General features: G+C 59.9%; 16 protein-coding genes and 1 pseudogene. 9 read left to right on the top strand and 8 right to left on the bottom strand.

From position 1 onward, the window contains the following. The first annotated feature begins 129 nt into the window (after positions 1-129). The gene (gene katG / locus CRO62_RS04650; protein ID WP_097099391.1) at positions 130-2,301 is read left to right on the top strand and encodes a catalase/peroxidase HPI; all 2,172 of its coding nucleotides are present in this window, start codon (positions 130-132) and stop codon (positions 2,299-2,301) included. A gap of 55 nt (positions 2,302-2,356) precedes the next feature. Here katG and CRO62_RS04645 read toward each other — a convergent pair whose 3' ends face one another. Next, positions 2,357-2,533, bottom strand: coding sequence for a hypothetical protein (locus CRO62_RS04645; RefSeq protein ID WP_097099390.1), 177 nt, complete (start codon positions 2,531-2,533; stop codon positions 2,357-2,359). Positions 2,534-2,785: 252 nt separating this feature from the next. Here CRO62_RS04645 and CRO62_RS04640 point away from each other — a divergent pair, with 252 nt between their 5' ends. After that, the gene (locus CRO62_RS04640; RefSeq protein ID WP_210201852.1) at positions 2,786-3,679 is read left to right on the top strand and encodes a helix-turn-helix domain-containing protein; all 894 of its coding nucleotides are present in this window, start codon (positions 2,786-2,788) and stop codon (positions 3,677-3,679) included. A gap of 131 nt (positions 3,680-3,810) precedes the next feature. Here CRO62_RS04640 and CRO62_RS04635 read toward each other — a convergent pair whose 3' ends face one another. Next, positions 3,811-5,931, bottom strand: coding sequence for a TonB-dependent siderophore receptor (locus tag CRO62_RS04635; protein ID WP_097099388.1), 2,121 nt, complete (start codon positions 5,929-5,931; stop codon positions 3,811-3,813). 222 nt (positions 5,932-6,153) lie between these two features. On the opposite strand from CRO62_RS04635, the gene CRO62_RS04630 reads away from it, so the two are divergent. The 5 genes and pseudogenes from CRO62_RS04630 to CRO62_RS04610 all read left to right on the top strand — a co-directional run. Further along, entirely contained in the window at positions 6,154-7,164 is a 1,011-nt protein-coding gene (locus CRO62_RS04630) for an iron-siderophore ABC transporter substrate-binding protein (RefSeq protein ID WP_097099387.1), read from the top strand. Next, positions 7,161-8,204, top strand: a complete 1,044-nt coding sequence (locus CRO62_RS04625) for a FecCD family ABC transporter permease (protein ID WP_097099386.1) — start codon at positions 7,161-7,163, stop codon at positions 8,202-8,204. The genes CRO62_RS04630 and CRO62_RS04625 overlap by 4 nt, the downstream gene beginning before the upstream one ends. 2 nt (positions 8,205-8,206) lie before the next feature. Further along, positions 8,207-9,241: a FecCD family ABC transporter permease gene (locus tag CRO62_RS04620; RefSeq protein ID WP_097099385.1), complete on the top strand. Its 1,035-nt coding sequence runs from the start codon at positions 8,207-8,209 to the stop codon at positions 9,239-9,241. Next, entirely contained in the window at positions 9,238-10,050 is an 813-nt protein-coding gene (locus CRO62_RS04615) for an ABC transporter ATP-binding protein (RefSeq protein ID WP_097099384.1), read from the top strand. The genes CRO62_RS04620 and CRO62_RS04615 overlap by 4 nt, the downstream gene beginning before the upstream one ends. Positions 10,051-10,098: 48 nt before the next feature. Continuing rightward, positions 10,099-10,284 (top strand): annotated as a pseudogene (locus tag CRO62_RS04610) (aldehyde dehydrogenase family protein); the annotation flags it as partial. A 30-nt stretch (positions 10,285-10,314) separates the two neighbouring features. Here CRO62_RS04610 and CRO62_RS04605 read toward each other — a convergent pair. Next, positions 10,315-11,211, bottom strand: a complete 897-nt coding sequence (locus tag CRO62_RS04605; RefSeq protein ID WP_097099383.1) for a choline sulfate utilization transcriptional regulator — start codon at positions 11,209-11,211, stop codon at positions 10,315-10,317. Between the two features lie 94 nt (positions 11,212-11,305). Between CRO62_RS04605 and choX the strand changes: the two genes are divergently transcribed. Both choX and betC read left to right on the top strand, forming a co-directional pair. Then, positions 11,306-12,259, top strand: a complete 954-nt coding sequence (choX, locus tag CRO62_RS04600) for a choline ABC transporter substrate-binding protein (protein WP_097099382.1) — start codon at positions 11,306-11,308, stop codon at positions 12,257-12,259. A gap of 14 nt (positions 12,260-12,273) precedes the next feature. Then, the gene (betC, locus tag CRO62_RS04595) at positions 12,274-13,788 is read left to right on the top strand and encodes a choline-sulfatase (RefSeq protein WP_097099381.1); all 1,515 of its coding nucleotides are present in this window, start codon (positions 12,274-12,276) and stop codon (positions 13,786-13,788) included. 13 nt (positions 13,789-13,801) lie between these two features. On the opposite strand, the gene CRO62_RS04590 is transcribed toward betC, so the two are convergent. Genes CRO62_RS04590 through CRO62_RS04570 form a run of 5 tightly spaced genes read right to left on the bottom strand, consistent with a single transcriptional unit; the run spans position 13,802 to position 19,037 of the window. Next, entirely contained in the window at positions 13,802-14,701 is a 900-nt protein-coding gene (locus tag CRO62_RS04590) for a carbohydrate kinase family protein (protein ID WP_097099380.1), read from the bottom strand. Then, positions 14,698-15,738 (bottom strand): ABC transporter ATP-binding protein, encoded by a 1,041-nt coding sequence (locus CRO62_RS04585; protein ID WP_097099379.1) that lies wholly within the window; start codon positions 15,736-15,738, stop codon positions 14,698-14,700. The genes CRO62_RS04590 and CRO62_RS04585 overlap by 4 nt, the downstream gene beginning before the upstream one ends. Further along, positions 15,738-17,252 (bottom strand): argininosuccinate lyase, encoded by a 1,515-nt coding sequence (gene argH / locus CRO62_RS04580; RefSeq protein WP_097099378.1) that lies wholly within the window; start codon positions 17,250-17,252, stop codon positions 15,738-15,740. The genes CRO62_RS04585 and argH overlap by 1 nt, the downstream gene beginning before the upstream one ends. Before the next feature lie 4 nt (positions 17,253-17,256). After that, positions 17,257-18,099, bottom strand: coding sequence for a carbohydrate ABC transporter permease (locus CRO62_RS04575; protein WP_097099377.1), 843 nt, complete (start codon positions 18,097-18,099; stop codon positions 17,257-17,259). Beyond that, positions 18,096-19,037, bottom strand: coding sequence for a carbohydrate ABC transporter permease (locus CRO62_RS04570; RefSeq protein ID WP_004431252.1), 942 nt, complete (start codon positions 19,035-19,037; stop codon positions 18,096-18,098). The genes CRO62_RS04575 and CRO62_RS04570 overlap by 4 nt, the downstream gene beginning before the upstream one ends. Positions 19,038-19,045: the final 8 nt, after the last annotated feature.

The following is a 19,045-nucleotide window of genomic DNA, read 5'->3' as shown; positions in this document are numbered from 1 at the left end:
AACTGTTCGGTATCACCAGCGTCACTGCGCGGTTTCCATAAGGGTGACCCGCTGTGGGCTGTGGCTCCAACATGCTGCACATGTCGAATTGATTATTTCGTTTAATTACTAAACCCATCGGAGGGCGAAATGGACGCAACTTCAAAACCGGCTGGCAAGTGTCCCGTCATGCATGGAGGCAATACGGCCTCCGGTAAATCGGTTACCGAATGGTGGCCGAACGCGCTGAACCTCGATATCCTGCATCAGCACGACACCAAGACCAATCCGCTCGGCACCTCCTTCAACTACCGCGAAGCGCTGAAGACGCTCGACGTCGAGGCCCTGAAGGCCGATCTGCGCGCCCTGATGACGGAAAGCCAGGACTGGTGGCCGGCCGACTGGGGCAGCTATGTCGGCATGATGGCCCGCGTGACTTGGCATGCAGCCGGTTCCTACCGCGTGACGGACGGACGCGGCGGTGCCAACACCGGCAACCAGCGCTTTGCACCGCTCAATTCCTGGCCTGACAATGTGAACACCGATAAGGGCCGCCGCCTGCTGTGGCCGATCAAGAAGAAATACGGCAACAAGATTTCCTGGGCCGATCTCATCGCGCTTGCCGGAACGATCGCTTATGATGTCGCGGGTCTGAAGACATTCGGTTTCGCCTTCGGCCGCGAGGATATCTGGGCTCCCGAAAAGGACACCTATTGGGGTGACGAAAAGGAATGGCTGGCACCGAGCGATGGTCGTTACGGTGACGTGACCAAGCCTGAGACGCTCGAAAATCCGCTTGCCGCCGTGCAGATGGGTCTTATCTACGTCAATCCGGAAGGCGTCAACGGCAAGTCCGATCCGCTGGCGACAGCCGCGCAGATGCGCGAAACCTTTGCCCGCATGGGCATGGATGACGAAGAAACCGTCGCGCTCACCGCAGGCGGCCACACCATCGGCAAGTCGCACGGCAATGGCAGCGCCGCGAACCTCAGCCCCGATCCGGAAGCAGCAGGCCCCGAATATCAGGGTCTCGGCTGGATCAACACCAAGGGTCGCGGCATCGGCCGTGACACCGTGGTGTCCGGCATTGAAGGTGCCTGGACAAGCGAACCGACCAAGTGGGACAACGGCTTCTTCGACATGCTGTTCAAGCATGAGTGGACATTGACGCACAGCCCGGCTGGCGCGTCCCAGTGGGCACCGATCACCATTGCCGAAGAGGACAAGCCTGTTGACGTCGAGGATCCCTCGATCCGCACCATCCCGATGATGACCGATGCCGACATGGCCCTGAAGGTCGATCCGATCTACCGCGAGATTTCGCTGAAGTTCAAGGATGACCAGGACCACTTCTCCGAGGTCTTTGCCCGCGCATGGTTCAAGCTGACCCACCGCGACATGGGTCCGAAGTCCCGCTACTTCGGCCCGGATGTTCCCGCAGAAGACCTGATCTGGCAGGACCCCATCCCGGCAGGTTCCACGAGCTACGATGTCGCTGCCGTAAAGGCAAAGATCGCCGCTTCCGGTCTGGTGGTCGCCGATCTGGTCTCGACCGCATGGGACAGCGCCCGTACCTTCCGTGGTTCGGACAAGCGCGGCGGCGCCAATGGTGCGCGCATCCGCCTTGCGCCGCAGAAGGACTGGGAAGGCAACGAGCCCGCCCGTTTGGCCCATGTGCTTTCGGTGCTGGAGCCGATTGCCCGTGAAACCGGCGCCAGCATCGCTGATGTCATTGTTCTCGCCGGCAACTACGGTGTTGAGCAGGCGGCGAAATCAGCCGGCTTCGATGTCGCCGTGCCTTTTGCACCCGGTCGTGGCGATGCCTCAGCCGAGCAGACTGATGCAGACAGCTTTGCCCCGCTCGAGCCGCTGGCGGATGGTTTCCGCAACTGGGTGAAGAAGGACTATGTCGTCAGCCCTGAAGAACTGCTGCTGGACCGCGCTCAGCTTCTGGGCCTCACGGCGCCGGAACTGACCGTTCTCATCGGTGGCTTGCGCGTCATTGGCGCCAATTACGGCGGCGGAGCACATGGTGTGTTCACGCAGACCCCAGGTGCTCTGACCACCGATTTCTTCACAACGCTGACGGATATGGCCTATTCCTGGGTTCCGACCGGCGGAAATCTCTATGAGATTCGCGATCGCAAGTCCGGAGCAACCCGATATACGGCGACCCGCGTGGACCTCGTTATCGGCTCCAACTCCATCCTGCGTGCCTACGCGGAAGTTTATGCGCAGGACGACAACAAGGAAAAGTTCGTGCGTGATTTCGTCGCCGCCTGGACAAAGGTCATGAACGCCGACCGTTTTGACCTTGTCTGATAAGGCTGACTAGTCCAAAAAGCCCCTCCCTGAGCGATCAGGGAGGGGCAATTTTCTATCTGCGGTCTGAGGATGGAACCGGTTTTTCGGGTGATGGCTTTTCGCCACTATCCCCCGGCGCCTTGCCGCCCTTTTCATTCTCATGCGCATCCGGCCCAGCGACGATGACGCCGCGGCCCTGCTCTTCGCGCTTCTTGTCGGCGAAATCGCCGGGATCCTTTTTGTCGTTCATACTGATCTCCCTTCGTGATTTCATTTGTCTGGAGATCAAACGGCTGGTCGGGGCAGAGGTTCCAAGGCTCACATTGTTGCGGGATCGACTGGCAGCACAGCAATGTTTTGCATTACAACCATCTTTGCTATTAACATGAATTGATAAGTCATGTTATTGCGGCCTCATATGGTGGAGCGTGCGGCGCCGTTATCGTGACGCGCATGTCTTACATGGCTTCAACCTCGGCTCGACAACTGAACGGTACCTGCATTGAGTTTCTGGCACTCCATGACCTGGCACACGGAAGGGATCAGCGTCACTGCGCCGGTCAAATGGCGCCAGCTGGACGGGCTCGTCAGCGCTTTCTGGGAGGCAGAGAGCCAGATGGGCGCGAAGGGTTATTACCTGGCCGCCGATCCGCGTATTATGATATTTTTCAACGATGTCTCGTCGCGCATCAGCATTTCCAACCGCGACGGCGAGTTCACGCAGCATTCCCGCCCCATGACGCGGGCGGTCTATGTGCCGGCCGGTGTTCCGATGTGGACGAGCAGCAATGCCACGCACCGGTTTTCGCATCTCAATCTGCATATCCACAAGGACCGCCTGCTGCGTTTCCTGTCGCCATCGGTCGGCAGTTCGGCGGCGATGACAGCCTTGCGCCGCCCGGTCGAGATACAGGATATCGGCTCGGTCGAAACACTGGCTGGACTGCTCGTCGATGAACTCGCCGAGCCTTCGAAACATGCGGTCTATGCGGAAAGCCTTGTTGGCAGCATCGTTGCCGGTCTTCTCGATATTCCCGGATCTTCGCCGGAACAGGTAAATGGCAGGCTGACGCAGGCGCATATGAACAAGCTGCTTGCCCGTGTCGAAAGCCGCGGCGACGACCGCATGACGGTTGCAGAAATGGCCGACATCGTCGGGCTTTCGGAAAGCTGGTTCGCAACCGTGTTCCGCCAGACAACGGGCAAGACGCCGCTGCAATGGCAACTGGAGCGGCGGATAAGCCTTGCCCAGAAACTGTTGCTGGAAGGCGATCTCACCGTGGCCGATATCGCCGCCCAGCTAGGCTTTTCCGATCAGGCCCATTTGACCAAGGCCTTCCGCCAGTCCGTGGGCAATACGCCAGCCGCCTGGCGGCGCATGCACAGGCTGCTTTGAATGGTCGCCTTGCCGTCTGCGCGGAGCGGGGTTGGCGCATGCCTTGAGCTTCGTTCTACGTCACCCCAGGGGATGACGTAGAACGTTAGGGTGGTTATGTAATATTTTGAAAAGTAAGGATATACTTATTCTCACCACGTCTTGCGCAGCGTAGCCGAGAACGCTCGGCCGGGGTTGTAGAAGTCTGCGCCGAAACCGCCGTAAGAGACGTGCTTCTCGTTGAAGAGGTTGGAAACATTCACCTCCAGCGAGGTGGTTTCCTGGATTTTGTAGCTGAATGCTGCGTCCATGGTCACGCTGCTGCCGGTCGAAACCTTGTTCGCATCATCAAAGTAATACGCGCCGGTGAAGCGTCCGCCGAGCCCGAAGGTCATGTCGCCGCGTTTGTCGTTGCCGGCCAGCGTGTAGTTCACCCAAAGCGAGGCCTGATGTTCAGGCACGAATTGCGGGCGGTTGCCGACATTGCCGGCGGTGCCGTTTTCGGTAATTTCCGCGTTGAGATAGGAATAGGCCGCCGTCAGGCTCAACTCGTCGGTAACTTCCGCCTTGGCCTCGAGGTCGAGACCGCGCACGCGCACCTCGCCGATGGTGGTGGGCAGGGTGGTGATCGGGCTGGTGACGGTAATATTGTTTTTCTTCAGGTCGTAGATCGATGCCGTGAACAGGGCAGGAAAGGCATCCGGGCGATACTTCACGCCAAGCTCGATCTGCTCGCCGCGTTCGGGCTCGACGGTCAGGCCCGAGGCCGGCACCACGGATTCGGCGTAGCTGATATAGGGCGCGATCTCATTCGTGACCTTGTAAGACACGCCGATGCGCTTTGTCAGTTCGCTGATATCGCCGCTTGCCGTCGTGCCGTTCAGCCTGTTGGTCTGGTCGGTGTCGATCCAGTCATTGCGCAGACCGGCGCTGACGGTCAGCCTGTCGAAGAAGGTCAGGTCCTGCTGGAGGTAGAGTGCCCTTGTCTTTTGATCCGTCAGCGAGCTGGCGTAGAGCGGCACTGAGGCGGGTGCACCGGTATAGACCGGGTTCAGCCAGTTGATGCCTGGCGCAGAACCGAAGTAGCTTTTGCTGCCGGACGAGTAGTCGTTATAAAAAACGCCAACAAGGCTGCGGCTTTCGACGCTTTCGAACGTCGTGTCATATTGTAGCCGGGTGTCGATCAGGAAATTCTCGGTTTCGGTCTCGTTGCCGAAATAGGAACGGTTGGCGATGGTCGAGCCATTGGTCGGTGTGGACGAAATATACGCATAACCGAAATCGGTATTTGCCTTGCTGTAGCGCGCGTTCGAACTCAGCGTCAGGCCAGAGCCGAAATCATGGTCGAACATCACGCTCAGCGAATTGCGGTTGGTGCCGCGGTAATTATAGTCCGGTTCACCGAAGAAACGGCTCCTGTCGAAATGCGAGCCGACCGGATGGCCGCCGCCGCCGGGAACGCCGTCCTTGTTGAGATGATCGTAAACGACGGTGAGGCTGGTGGCGTCGGTGGGCCGCCATGTCAGGCCGCCCATGAAGAATTTTTCATCGTCGCGGGAATAGTCATATTCCGCGTCGGCATTTCTGAGCTTGCCGGTCAGGCGGTATGACAGTGTGTCGTCGCTGGTGATGTTGTCGCCGAAATCGAAGCCGGTTTCTGCGCGGCTATAGGAACCGCCGGTTACATAGGCCTCACCGAAACGGCTGCGTTTGGGAACCTTGGTCGAGTAGTTCACCGAACCGCCGGGATCGGAAACGCCAAAGGTCGTGGAATTGCCGCCCTTCAGGACTTCCACGCGCTCATAGGCATAGGTCTCTTCGCGCAGCGCGCCGAAGGGCCGGCCGAGCGTCAGCCCGTCGCGATAGGTGTAGGCGTCGAAACCGCGAATCTTGAAATAGTCGAAACGGTCGTCCGAGCCGTAGAAATCCGTGGTCACACCTGCCGTGTATTGCAAGGCTTCTTCCACGGTCTGCACACCGCGCTGCTGCATTTCCTTGGCGGTGATGACGGAAACGGCAGCCGGCGTATCGAGAATGTCGGTTGCCATCTTGCTGCCGCTTGTCGTGCGGGTGGCGACGATCGACTTCTGGTCATTGTCACCGCTGTCGATGGTGATGCGCTCGAGAACCGTGCTTCCGCCCGTATTGGCAGCCTCCTGCGCCAGCGAACGAACGGGCAGTACCGTCACAAGCGCCGTGCAGGCAAGAAGGGCTGCCTGCCCGTAGCGCAGTCGCGCGGTCCTGCCGTTGACGCCATTCATTTCAGTGTTCATTGCTAAATTCCAGAAGTTGATGCCCCAATCGCCGCTTCCACGGCCCGCTCTCGAAGCGCCCAATAACTTGAGAAAGTTTGTCCGGTATTGTAACTTTTTGCGGTTTTGTACAAAACCCCGGAAATTTCACCACTGTTGTGGCGGCATTTCCTCACCGGGGTTGACGGGGGCATGTGAAGCTGAGAGTTCAAGTCCACTTTTGAACCGTTGAGAGCTTCGCCCATGCTTTTCCTGTTTCGCTGCCTCGCGCCGGCATTCGTGTTTTTCCTGTCGATGATCGCGCCGACCATTGCCTCGGCGGAAGAGGCGACGCGCTATCCCGTCGTCATCAAACACGCCTTCGGCACGACCACGATTGCGAGAAAGCCTCAGCGTGTCGCGACCGTCGCCTGGGCAAACCACGAGGTGCCGCTGGCGCTCGGCATCGTACCCGTCGGTTTTGCCGCGGCCAATTTCGGCGATGATGACGGTGATGGATTGCTGCCTTGGGTGGCGAAGCAGCTTTCCACCCTGGGTGCTGCAAAGCCCGTTCTGTTCGATGAGGGTGATGGTATCGATTTCGAGGCCGTGGCGGCAACGCAGCCGGATGTCATCCTCGCCGCCTATTCCGGTCTCAGCCAGTCCGACTACGATACGCTAAGCCAGATCGCACCGGTCGTTGCCTATCCCGTGTCCCCGTGGGCAACCGACTGGCGCGAGATGATCCGGCTGAACAGTGCCGGGCTTGGCATGGCGGCGGAAGGTGAGGCGCTGATCAAACGCATCGAGGGTGAGATCGCGCAGGTGGTTGCGGGCCATCCGCAGCTGAAGGGCAAGTCGGCGATGTTCGTCACCCATCTCGACGCCACCAATCTCAGCGTCGTCAATTTTTATACCGCCAATGACAGCCGCGTGAAATTTTTCACCGATCTTGGGCTGACTTCGCCGAAGAGCGTGGCGGAGGCGACGAAACCGGGGCAATTCGCCGCCGGCGTCAGCGCCGAGCGAGTCGATGCCTTTGACGATGTCGATATCGTCGTGACCTATGGCAGCCAGCCACTGCTCAAGGCGATGCGGGCCGATCCGCTGCTTGCCCGAATGCCCGCCGTTGCCCATGACGCCATCGTCATGCTGGGGCGTGATCCGCTCGGCACCGCATCCAATCCCACACCGCTGTCGATTTCCTGGGTTTTGAAGGATTACGCCGATCTTCTGGCGAAAGCAGCGGATAAGTCCTCCGGTAAAGCGAAATGACAATGGAAGGGCCTGCCAAAGGTCCGGCCGTGCTGCCAGGTGGCCGCTCCAACCGCATGCGGACCGCATGGCTTATCGCCGTGCTGGCGCTTCTGGCGCTGCTATGTGCGCTTTCCGTCGCGATTGGCACCCGTGACGTCACGTTCGCTGACATCACGGCAGCGCTTGCCGGTCGCGTGGAGACGGTGGCGGAAGCGGCTGTTGCGGTTCGCCTGCCGCGAACGCTGCTTGCCCTGCTGTCCGGGGCAGCGCTTGGGCTCGCTGGCGCCATCATGCAGGGTGTTACGCGCAATCCGCTTGCCGATCCCGGTATCCTTGGCGTCAATATGGGCGCCTCACTTGCCGTCGTTATCGCCATCGTCTGGTTCGGCATTGCCTCGGCGCAGGCCTTTATCATCACGGCGATTGTCGGGGCAGGTGCGGCTGCGGTCTTCGTTTATGTCGTCGGTTCGCTCGGACGGGGTGGGGCAACGCCGCTAAAACTCGCTCTGGCGGGTGCCGCCACCTCTGTCGCCTTCTCCTCACTCGTCATTGCCGTCGTGCTGCCGCGCAGCGATATTGCCGGCGGCATCCGTTCCTGGCAGATCGGCGGTGTCGGTGGTGCGACCTTTGAGCGGATTGAGACCGTGCTGCCGTTTCTCGCCGCCGGTTTTGCCATCAGCCTTCTTTCGGCACGCAAGCTGAATTCTCTGGCGCTTGGTGATGAGCTGGCCGCCGGTCTTGGCGAGAATGTCGTGGTCGCGAGAGCCGTTGCATCCTTTGGTGCCATCCTCCTCTGCGGCGCGGCGACTGCCATCTGCGGGCCAATCGGTTTCGTTGGGCTGGTCGTTCCGCATCTCTGCCGCCTGCTCGTTGGCGTCGACAATCGCTGGCTTCTGCCATTTTCCGCGCTCGGCGGCGCCTGTCTGCTGCTTGCGGCCGATATTGTCGGGCGCATCGTGGCGCGGCCGTCCGAACTCGATGTCGGTATCGTCACCGCCCTTGTCGGCGCACCTTTCTTCATCTGGATCGTCAGACGTCAGCGGGTACGCGAACTGTGAACATGCACACGTCCGTCATGGAAACATTGGTTTCCAATCGTCACGACCGCCAGCGCCGGCGTCGCCTTGTCATTGCAGCCCTTTCAGCTCTTTTGATCGCGGTTTTCGCATTGACGCTGATGCTGGGACAATCCTTCACGCCGCCCGGCGACGTCCTGCGGGTACTGCTCGGAGAGGACATTGCCGGCGTCACTTTCACGGTCGGGCAGTTGCGCCTGCCACGCGCGCTGCTCTCCGTTCTCGCGGGTCTGAGCTTCGGGCTGGGTGGTGTCGCCTTCCAGATCATGCTGCGCAACCCGCTTGCCAGCCCTGACATTATCGGCATCAGTTCCGGCGCAAGTGTGGCAGCGGTGTTTGCCATCGTCGTCCTGCATCTGAGTGGACCGCTCGTTTCGGTTTTCGCCGTCGTCGCCGGGCTTGGCGTCGCATTGCTGGTCTATCTGCTGTCCTTCCGCAACGGCGTTGCCGGAACGCGGCTGATCCTTGTCGGCATCGGCATTTCGGCCATGCTCGAAAGTTTCATCGCCTATATCCTGTCCGTTGCACCGGCCTGGACGCTGCAGGAGGCGATGCGCTGGCTGACGGGCAGCGTCAACGGCGCAAAACTTGCCCAGACGCTGCCGCTCTTCATTGCGCTCATCCTTTTTGGCGGCCTGCTGCTCAGTCGCGCGCGCGATCTCGAGGCATTGAGGCTTGGCGATGATACGGCCGCGGCGCTTGGGGTCCAGGTGGGGAGAACGCGCATCATCGTGATTATCGCCGCCGTCGGCATGATCGCCTTTGCCACGGCAGTTTCGGGGCCGATTGCTTTCGTCGCCTTTCTGTCCGGGCCGATTGCCGCGCGCATCGTTGGCAGCAACGGGTCGCTGCTCATTCCGGCCGCGCTGGTTGGGGCAGCCTTGGTGCTGGTGGGCGATTATTGCGGCCAGTTCCTGCTGCCGGGCCGTTACCCGGTCGGCGTCGTCACCGGCGCGCTCGGCGCGCCCTATCTGATCTACCTTATCGTGCGGGTAAACCGCAGCGGAGGCTCGTTATGACCAGCCACTCCCTTTCCGTGAACTGTCTTTCTGCCGGATACGGTGAAAGCCTCATCATCGAAGGGCTGGATCTTGTCGTTCCGCGCGGCCAGATCACCGTCATCGTCGGTGCCAATGCCTGCGGCAAGTCCACGCTTCTTCGCAGCATGTCGCGGCTTATCTCTCCCCGCGCCGGTCAGGTCCTGCTCGACGGAAAGTCGATCCACCGTCTTCCCTCGCGCGAACTTGCAAGACGGATGGGTCTTTTGCCGCAGTCACCGATTGCGCCTGAGGGCATCGTCGTTGCCGATCTGGTCAGCCGCGGCCGGCATCCTCATCACGGCCTTTTCGCGCGCTGGTCGCGCCAGGACGATGAGGCCGTGGCCGCAGCCCTCGTCGCCACCGATACGGTCGAACTTGCCGAGCGGCCGGTGGACGAACTCTCCGGCGGGCAACGGCAACGCGTATGGATCGCCATGGCGCTCGCCCAGGAGACCAAGATATTGCTGCTCGACGAACCCACCACCTTCCTCGACATCAGCCATCAGGTGGAAGTGCTGGATCTTCTGACGGACCTCAACCATGCCCGTCAGACCACCATCGTCATGGTGCTGCACGATCTCAATCTCGCGGCGCGCTACGCCGATCATCTGGTCGCCATGACCGGTGGAAAGCTACATATCTGCGGCACGCCGGAGGAGGTGCTGACGGAAGAAAACGTGCGGCACGTCTTCGGCATAGAAAGCCGTGTCATCGAAGACCCGACGTCGGGCAAACCAATGATGCTGCCGATCGGGCGGCACAGGACGGCGGCGCAACGAGCGCAGTAATACATCTATTTTTGCGGTGACCGTCTGCGTCCACGGGTGGTGGTCTTAACCGGACGCATCGAAAGCGGCATTTGCCACATCACCGGACCCACCGTTCACGATGAGGCGCAGATTCCATTCGGCGGGGTGAAGGCCTCCGGTTACGGCCGTTTCGGCGGCACGGCGGGCATTGCGGAATTCACCGAACTGCGATGGGTCACGCTGCAGGACGGACCGTTGGATTACCCGATTTAACCCGGAAGCATCACCGGCTGGCTGGTCACGTCAACGCTTCTCGTCGATCAGCCAGCCGGTGAGTTTTCTGACCGCACTGTCGCTGCTTTTCGGCCTCAGCAACCAGTAGCCGCGACCCGGCGCATCCAGACTCGGGCCTGCGGTCACCAGCACGCCTGCCTCGACCAGCGGATCGACCAGTCCGGCCCAGCCGAGGGCAAAACCCTGTTCGCCGATCGTTGCCTGAACCACCATGGTGTAATTGTTGAAACTGATGTCTCCGCTTTCGTTTTCCGCGCCTCTCAGCACGCCGAAATGCTTGAAATAGGACGCCCAGTCGAACCAGTGCGCCTGTGAGGTATTTTCGAGGTGGATGAGTTTCAGCCGTGAAAAATCACTGACGGTTTCGGGTGCCGACTGCTCCGCCAAAAGCGCCGGCGAACAGACGGGCGTGACCTTCTCCGAAAGCAGCAGCACCGCGCCGTCGCCGGCATCCTGCCGCGTGCCGAAGATGATCATCACGTCGCTGTCGTGTTTGCCCTGTCCGAGCGGATCCTGCGTGGCGACGATCTGGATGTTGATGTCAGGATTGAGCGCGCGAAAACCATGCATGCGCGGGATCAGCCAGAGAGAGGAGAAGGCATAGTCCGTGTGCAGGCGGATCGTCTGCCGTTCCTCCGTTCGGCGAAGTTGCTGGGCCAGAAGGTCGATGGCATCGACATTGCGCGAGACGATCTCGAACAGCTTTTGCCCCTCGGCCGTCAACTCGATGCCGCGATGTTTACGCCGGACCAGCGCAACACCCAGATCGTCTTCCAGCCGGCGGATCTGATAGCTGACGGCTGGCTGGGTCAGCCGCAGGGATGCCGCCGCTGCCGTCAGGCTGCCGCGACGGGCGACCTCGGTAAAAATGCGCATCCATCCAAGATCGAGCGGCCGCTCTGTCATAGAAATTCCTTATATCAGTCATCGAAAAATACCCGCTTCACAGGCAAAAACAATGTGGTGTTCAATAAACTGGACTAATAAAAGGGGAGCCGCAATGAAAACCGTTTCTCGCATGCACCGCATCGCCGCCGGTCTGTTTTTGTCCGTGGCGGCCTTCTCCAGCCCGCTTTATGCCGCCGATGATGCGGCCTGCAAGACCATTCGCCTCAGCGATCCCGGCTGGACCGACATCACCGCCACCAATGGCGTCGCCTCGGTTCTGCTCGATGCTTTGGGGTATGAGGCCGACGTCAAGACGCTATCGGTGCCGATCGGTTATCAGGCCATGAAAAACGGCGAGATCGACGTCTTTCTCGGCAACTGGATGCCCGCCCAGAAATCCTTCGTTGACGACCTCAACGCCGCCAAGGCGGCCGACGTGATGACGAAAAACCTTGAAGGCGCCAAGTTCACCCTGGCAGTGCCTTCCTACATGGCCGAAAAGGGCGTGAAGGATTTTTCGGATCTTGCCAAACACGCTGACGAATTTGAAAGCAAGATTTACGGCATCGAGCCGGGCGCACCTGCCAACCAGAACATTCAAAAGATTATCGATGCCAATGATTTCGGTCTGAAGGGCTGGCAGCTTGTCGAATCCGGCGAGCAGGCGATGCTGGCGCAGGTGGAACGGGCCGGAAAAGACAAAAAGGCGGTCGTCTTCCTCGCCTGGGCGCCGCACCCGATGAACGAGAAGATCGATATCGCCTATCTCTCCGGCGGTGACGCCTATTTCGGCCCGAATTTCGGTGGCGCCGAGGTCTATACGCTTGCCCGTACCGGTTGGCCGCAGCAATGCCCGAATGCGGCGACGCTTTTCAAGAACCTCAAATTCGATATCGGCATGGAAAATGCACTGATGGGTTCCATTCTCGGTGGCGAGGATTCCAAGGCGGCGGCAGCGGCGTGGCTGAAGGCCAATCCGACAGCGCTGGATGGCTGGCTGCAGGGCGTTACCACGCTGGATGGCAAGCCGGGTGCGGATGCCGTCAAAGGCAAGCTTGGCCTCTGAGACTGTAGGGTGAAATGCCGCGTCCCAATATCCTGATCCTGATGGCCGACCAGTTCAACGGGACGTTCTTTCCCGATGGCCCGGCCGACTTTCTCCATGCGCCACATCTGAAAGCGTTGGCGGAGCGGTCTGTCCGTTTCGCCAATACCTATACGGCAAGCCCGCTTTGCGCGCCGGCCCGGGCTTCGTTCATGTCCGGTCAATTGCCCAGCCGGACGCGGGTTTACGACAATGCCGCCGAATTCGCGTCGGATATTCCGACCTATGCGCATCACCTGCGGGCGGCGGGTTATTACACCGGCCTTTCCGGAAAGATGCATTTTGTCGGACCGGACCAGCTGCACGGCTTCGAAGAGCGTCTGACGACGGATATTTATCCAGCGGATTTCGGCTGGACGCCTGATTATACCAAGCCGGGCGAGCGGATCGACTGGTGGTATCACAATCTCGGTTCGGTCACCGGCGCGGGCGTTGCCGAAATCACCAATCAGATGGAATATGACGATGAGGTTGCCTATCACGCAACCCGAAAGCTCTACGATCTGTCGCGCCGGCTCGATGACCGCCCGTGGTGCCTGACCGTCAGCTTCACCCATCCGCATGACCCGTATGTGGCACGGCGGAAATTCTGGGATCTCTATGAGGATTGCCCGGCACTCGATCCGCAGATACGGGCGCTTCCCTTCGAGGAGCAGGATCCGCATTCGAAGCGGTTGCTCGAAGCCTGTGATCATCAGGCCTTCGCTATTTCGTCCGACGAGATACGCCGGGCGCGGCGCGGTTATTTCGCCAATATCTCCTATATCGATGAGAAGGTCGGCGAAATTCTCGACGTATTGAAGGCGACGCGGATGGAGGAGGACACGATCATCCTGTTCCTCTCCGACCATGGCGACATGCTGGGCGAGCGCGGCCTGTGGTTCAAGATGTGCTTTTTCGAGGGCTCGGCCCGTGTGCCCTTGATGATCGCAGCACCCGGCTGGCAACCGGCGCTTATCGACGCGCCGGTTTCGACGCTGGATGTCACACCGACGCTGTGCGGTCTGGCAGGCCTCGATATTACCTCACTGAAACGCTGGACGGATGGCGAAGACCTTTCGGCTTTGGCTGCGGGAACAGGCGAGCGCGGGCCGGTGCCGATGGAATATGCCGCAGAAGGTTCGATCGCGCCACTCGTCGCCATCAGGGATGGCCGCTACAAGCTCTCGGTCTGCGAGGTCGATCCGCCGCTGCTCTATGATCTCGAGACTGATCCTGACGAGCGGATAAACCTTGCCGGCAATCCTGAATTCGCTGATGTGCTGTCATCGCTTTCGGCTGAAATCGGCCGACGCTGGCAACTGCCCGTTTTCGACGCATCGGTGCGGGAAAGTCAGGCGCGGCGCTGGGTGGTTTACAAGGCGCTGCGAAACGGCGCCTATTTCCCGTGGGATTATCAGCCGTTGCAGAAAGCCTCGGAACGCTACATGCGCAACCACATGGACCTGAACGTCCTGGAGGAGAACCAGCGTTTTCCACGCGGGGAATAAACGCTGGCAGGGATTATGCGGCGGCGGTCGTTCTCGGCGCGCCGCCCGTGGCCTGCACGGCAAGGCTACCCGCCGCGACGCCTGCCTCAAGGCATTGCTTCTCGTCCGCCCGCCGAAGCCAGGCATCGATGAAACCGGCATTGAAGGCATCACCCGCGCCCGTCGTGTCGACGACGGGTACTTTCTTTGCCGCCGCATGGTGGAGGCCGGTTTGCGAGGACACCCAGGCGCCCTCTGCCCCGCCTTTCAGCGCGACGACAGGAAACGATCCGGACAAGGCTCTGGCCGCCGCCTCAGGGTCAGAATGGCCTGTGATCGCCTCGGCTTCTTCGAGGTTGGGCAAAAACACGTCGACTCCATCACACGCCTTGAGCAGGCCCTTGTCGTAAATCAGCGAAGCATCCCAGCTGGGATCGAGCGAGACGGACAGTCCGCTGTCCCTGGCGCGGGATACGAGATCGGGGATTTCGTGCAGCGTGGCGAATTCCGCGATGTGCAGATGGCAGGCCCCGTTCCACGAAAAGGCGGCATCGAGCGTCGATGGCCGGGCGATACCGGCGCGCCGTGTCAAAAACGCCCTGTCATGGCCAACCACCGTCGCGACGGTGACCTGCGGGCCCGCATCTGCCGAGTGTTCCAGAAATTGCAGGTCTACACCGCTTTGCTGCATTTTCTCGCCGATGGCGCGTGAGAAGGTGTCGGTGCCGAGCCGTGCCAGCAGCGTGGCCGTGCGGCCGATATGGGCGAAATGCGCAGCCGCAATGAAAGCCCCGCCACCGGCGGCGATTTCCATGTCGCTGGCAAACAGCTCCCGGCCGAGCACCGGCAATTCGTCAAGCCCGGTGAAAATGAGGTCGCAATAGATCCGGCCGATACTGATGACCGCTGACTTTTCCGTGTCTGTCGTCATCATGCGCGGCCCAGAAGCTTTTCCGTCTTGGCATCGAAAAGATAGAGCGCGCCTGTCTGCGCCTCGCATTGCAAGCGGCTACCCACCGTGGGAATGGCCTTACCCCTTGCTGTCGCGATCACCGAGGTCGTGGGCGTGTCCAGATGAACCAGCGTTTCCGGGCCGAGCGGCTCCACGGCTGTGACTGTTCCCTCCAGCGAGAAGGACCCTTGAGTTGTCTCGCCTTCTCCAACCAGCAGATCATGGGGGCGAATGCCAATCAGCAGATCGCCATCGGCAGACTGTGTAACGCTATTCGTCGTTCTTTTGCCCCGCAGCAGGTTCATCGACGGGCTGCCTATGAAACGCGCAGTGAAGACGTCCACCGGCGTCTCGTACAGTTCCGAGGGCGTGCCGACCTGCAGGATATGCCCGTCCTTCATCACGACAATCCGGTCGGCCATGGTCATGGCTTCCACCTGGTCGTGAGTGACGTAGACGGTGGTTGTCTTAAGACGTTGGTGCAAGCGCTTGATTTCAATGCGCATCTGCGATCTCAACTGGGCGTCGAGATTGGAGAGCGGCTCATCGAAAAGGAAGGCTGACGGATCGCGCACCATGGCGCGGCCGATGGCGACGCGCTGCCGTTGTCCGCCCGACAAAGCCGCGGGCCGACGGTCGAGCAATGCCTCAAGTCCGAGCACCCGACCGGCCTCTTCGATACGCCGGTTCTTTTCCGCCTTGTCGAGCTTTGAGGTATAGAGCCCGAAGCCGATGTTCTGGCGAACCGTCATATGCGGGTAGATCGCATAGTTCTGGAAGACCATGGCGATGTTGCGCTGTTTCGGTTCTTTCTCGTTGACGACGTTTCCGGCGATTTTCAGCGTTCCGCCCGAAATCTCTTCCAGACCCGCGATCATTCTGAGTGTCGTGGATTTGCCGCAGCCGGAAGGACCGACGAAAACGACGAATTCGCCGTCTTCAATGGCAAGGTCGATGCCTTTGACTGCCTCCACCTTGCCGTAGCGCTTTACGAGTTGATTGAGTTCGATTGTCGCCATTATCGCGCTCCCGTCAGGGCGGTAAATTTCTCTGCAAGCTCAGCGGCTTTTGCCGCTTCGTAGTCGGCGGATCGCTGTGCTTCGGCTTCAAACGCAGCAAGCTTCTCGCGATAGGCCGCAATCGCCTCGCGCATCGGCTCCGGGGCAGGGCCGCCGAAGCGGCTGCGCACGGCGACAAAGTGCTCGGGCGAGACGATCTGCCTGAACTTTTCCTCATCGACACTGGTCTCGCGTCCTGCCAGTTCCTCGAACGCCTTGCGGAACGGCTTGTAACCGTCGTTCGGCAGGTCGCCCTTCAGCGCGACAACGCTTTTGGCGACGGTTGAGGCAATTTCATGGGCCTGGCGGAATGACAGGTCTTCGATGCGGACAAGAGAATCTGCCAGTTCCGTGATGGTGATGCAGGAACGGCGAATATTCTGGTCGACCCTTTCCGGATCGATACTGATCTTGCCGACGAGGCTGGCAAGGAGATCGAGCACCCGGCCGGCAGAGGCGAAGGCTTCGTAGCCCATGCCCTGGGTTTCGCCTTCGCTGTCGTTCATGTCGGTGAAGGGCGTGTTGTGCATCACGTCGAGCATGGTCCGTGCCCGCCCGAATGTCTGGCTAGCAAGGTGGCGCAGATGTTCGATCGGGACCGGGTTTCGTTTCTGCGGCATGATCGACGAAATCTGCACCAGCGAATTCGGTACGTAGATCTGTCCGACTTCGAAACTCGTCCAGAACTGGAAGTCCTGAATGAGCCTGCCGAGATGCAGGAACATCAATTCGATGGCGCCATAGGTCGCTGTCGTATAGTCGACGGCAGCGATGCAGGAATAGGAATTGCGCAAGGGTGCCGCAAAGCCGAGAAGTTCGGCGACACGTGTCCGGTCGATGGGAAAGCCAGACGTGGTGATAGCCGCAGCGCCCATCGGTGAGAGATCGACGATGCGCCGGGCCTCAGTGAAGCGGTCAATATCCCGGATCAGCACTTCGATGGCGGCGGAAAGATAGTGGCCGAAGGTGGTGGGCTGGGCCGGTTGTCCGTGCGTATAGGCGACGATCAACGTCTTTTCATTGCGCTCGGCGGCGTCGATCAGGGCGGCCAGCAGAACCCGCGCCTTGGCAGTGAGCGTGTCGATCTTGTCTTTCAGGCCGATTTTGAAAAGCGTGTGATCTATGTCGTTGCGGGAGCGTGCCGTGTGCAGGCGGCCTGCCACATCGACACCGATGCGGGCTTTCAGCTCCTTTTCGATCAGGAAGAAGAAATCCTCGACCTCGCCGGTATAGACCAGCTCCGACGGATTGATGGTCCTGTCGATGTCATCAAGCGCTCCGGCGATTTTCGCTGCCGTGTCCGCATCGAGAATGCCGGTCTCGCGCAGCATGACCAGATGGGCGCGGTCGATGCGGCGGAAACCGTCGACATGGTGGTTCTTGGCGCCATCGAAAAGCGGGCGCAGCACGGTTTCCTTGTAAACTGGGTCGGGAAACTTGCTGGTATCCGACAGGCGCGGGTTCATATCGGCCATGGTGTTATCCTTTCAGGCCTGCCAGCATCACACCGCGAACGATGTAGCGTTGCAGGACGATGAAGACGATAAGGGTTGGGATGGTCGCAATGGCAGCGCCGGTCATGATCATTTCCCACTGGATCTGCTGTTCCACCGCAAAACTCGATAGGCCGACCGGCAGCGTGTACAGTTCCTTGCTGGTAGTCACGATCAGGGGCCAGAAGAATGCTGTCCAGTTGCCGAGGAAGGTGAAGATCGCAAGCGCCGAAAGGGCAGGCGTCACCAGCGGCAGGGCTACCTTCCACCAGATCTGGAATTCGTTCAGCCCGTCGACACGCGCTGCCTCCAGGAAGTCGTTCGGAACCGTCTCAAAGAACTGCTTCATCAGGAAGGTGCCGAAGGCCGTCATCATTCCCGGGAACATGATGCCCCAGTAGCTGTCGAGCCAGCCAAGCTGGCTGGACATCAGATACCAGGGGATAACAAGCATTTCGGTCGGGATCATCAGCGTGGAAAGGATCGCGAGGAAGATGAAGTAGCGACCCCGAAACTCGAATTTGGCCAGCGTATAACCGACCAGACTGTCGAAGAAGCAGTTGGAAACGGTGACGATGACCGCAACGAACATCGAGTTGAAGAACCAGCGGAGAAAACGGCCGTCGGCCATGACAGTCATGTAATTCGCAAGCGTCGGTGCTGCGGGAATGAGCCTGAGATCATAGACCTGATCCGCGGTCTTGAACGAGGTGGAAAACATGAAGAGCAGCGGCGAAATCATGATCAGGCCGCCGATGAACAGCAGCGTCCAGGCGAGGATGCGGCCGGGACGGATGCGGGCGTGGGAGAGTGGCAACGCTTCGCTCATTTCTTTTCCCTCAGAACCCAGAGCTGGACCAGCGACACGACAAGAAGAATGGTGAACAGGACAACCGTCTGCGCGGCGGCATAACCCATCGCATAGGAATTGAACGCGGTCTGGTAGATCATCAGCACCAGCGGTTTGGTTGAGCCTAGCGGTCCACCCGGATCGTTGGTGGTCATGTTGTAGACCTGATCGAAAATGCGCAGGAAACCGATTGACGAGAAGACCACCAGGAAAACGGTGGTTGGTTTCAGGAGCGGCAGCGTGATCTTTCGAAGGATCGCCCATTCGCCAAGCCCGTCGATGCGCGCGGCCTCATAGAATGTCGTCGGAATGGAGCGCAGTCCCGCCATGAAGATGATGATCTGGAAACCAAGCCCCGCCCAGATGGACGTCACCATAACCGAATAAAGCGCCTGATCGGTGGAACGGATGAACGGCTGCTGCGGAATTCCGATCATGCCAAGCACGTCGTTGATGATGCCGATCGGCGGCGGCTGATAGAACCAGCGCCAGACCCATGCCATTGCCGCTGCCGTCGTCAGATAGGGCAGGAAATAAAGCGCGCGGATGAAACCGTGCAGGATCCGCACCCGATCCAGATAAAAAGCGATGACGAAAGCCAGAACGAGGCTGATGGGCGTGCCGACGATGAGATAGGTGAAGGTGTTCTTGAACACCTTCCAGAATTGCGGGTCCTTGAACAGCTTGACGTAATTGGCGACGCCGATGAACTTTGCCGGGCGCAGCAGGTCCCAGTTGGTGAAGGACAACCAGAAGGCCTGCAACGTCGGGTAAAAACGGATGATGCTGTAAAACAGGATCGGGATAGCCAGAAAGCTCCAGATCCACACAAGCCGTTTCGTGCGCATGGAAAAGCGATCCCCGAAGGAGCCGCCGGGGCGGCCGGATGCCGCCCCCTGTTGATCGATCGCTGTCATGATTGGAC

The organism is Rhizobium sp. AN6A (genome assembly GCF_900215635.1).
GTDB lineage: Bacteria > Pseudomonadota > Alphaproteobacteria > Rhizobiales > Rhizobiaceae > Agrobacterium > Agrobacterium tumefaciens.
The sequence above is the reverse complement of the archived record's forward strand: the minus strand, read 5'-3'. Positions and strand labels throughout refer to the sequence as shown.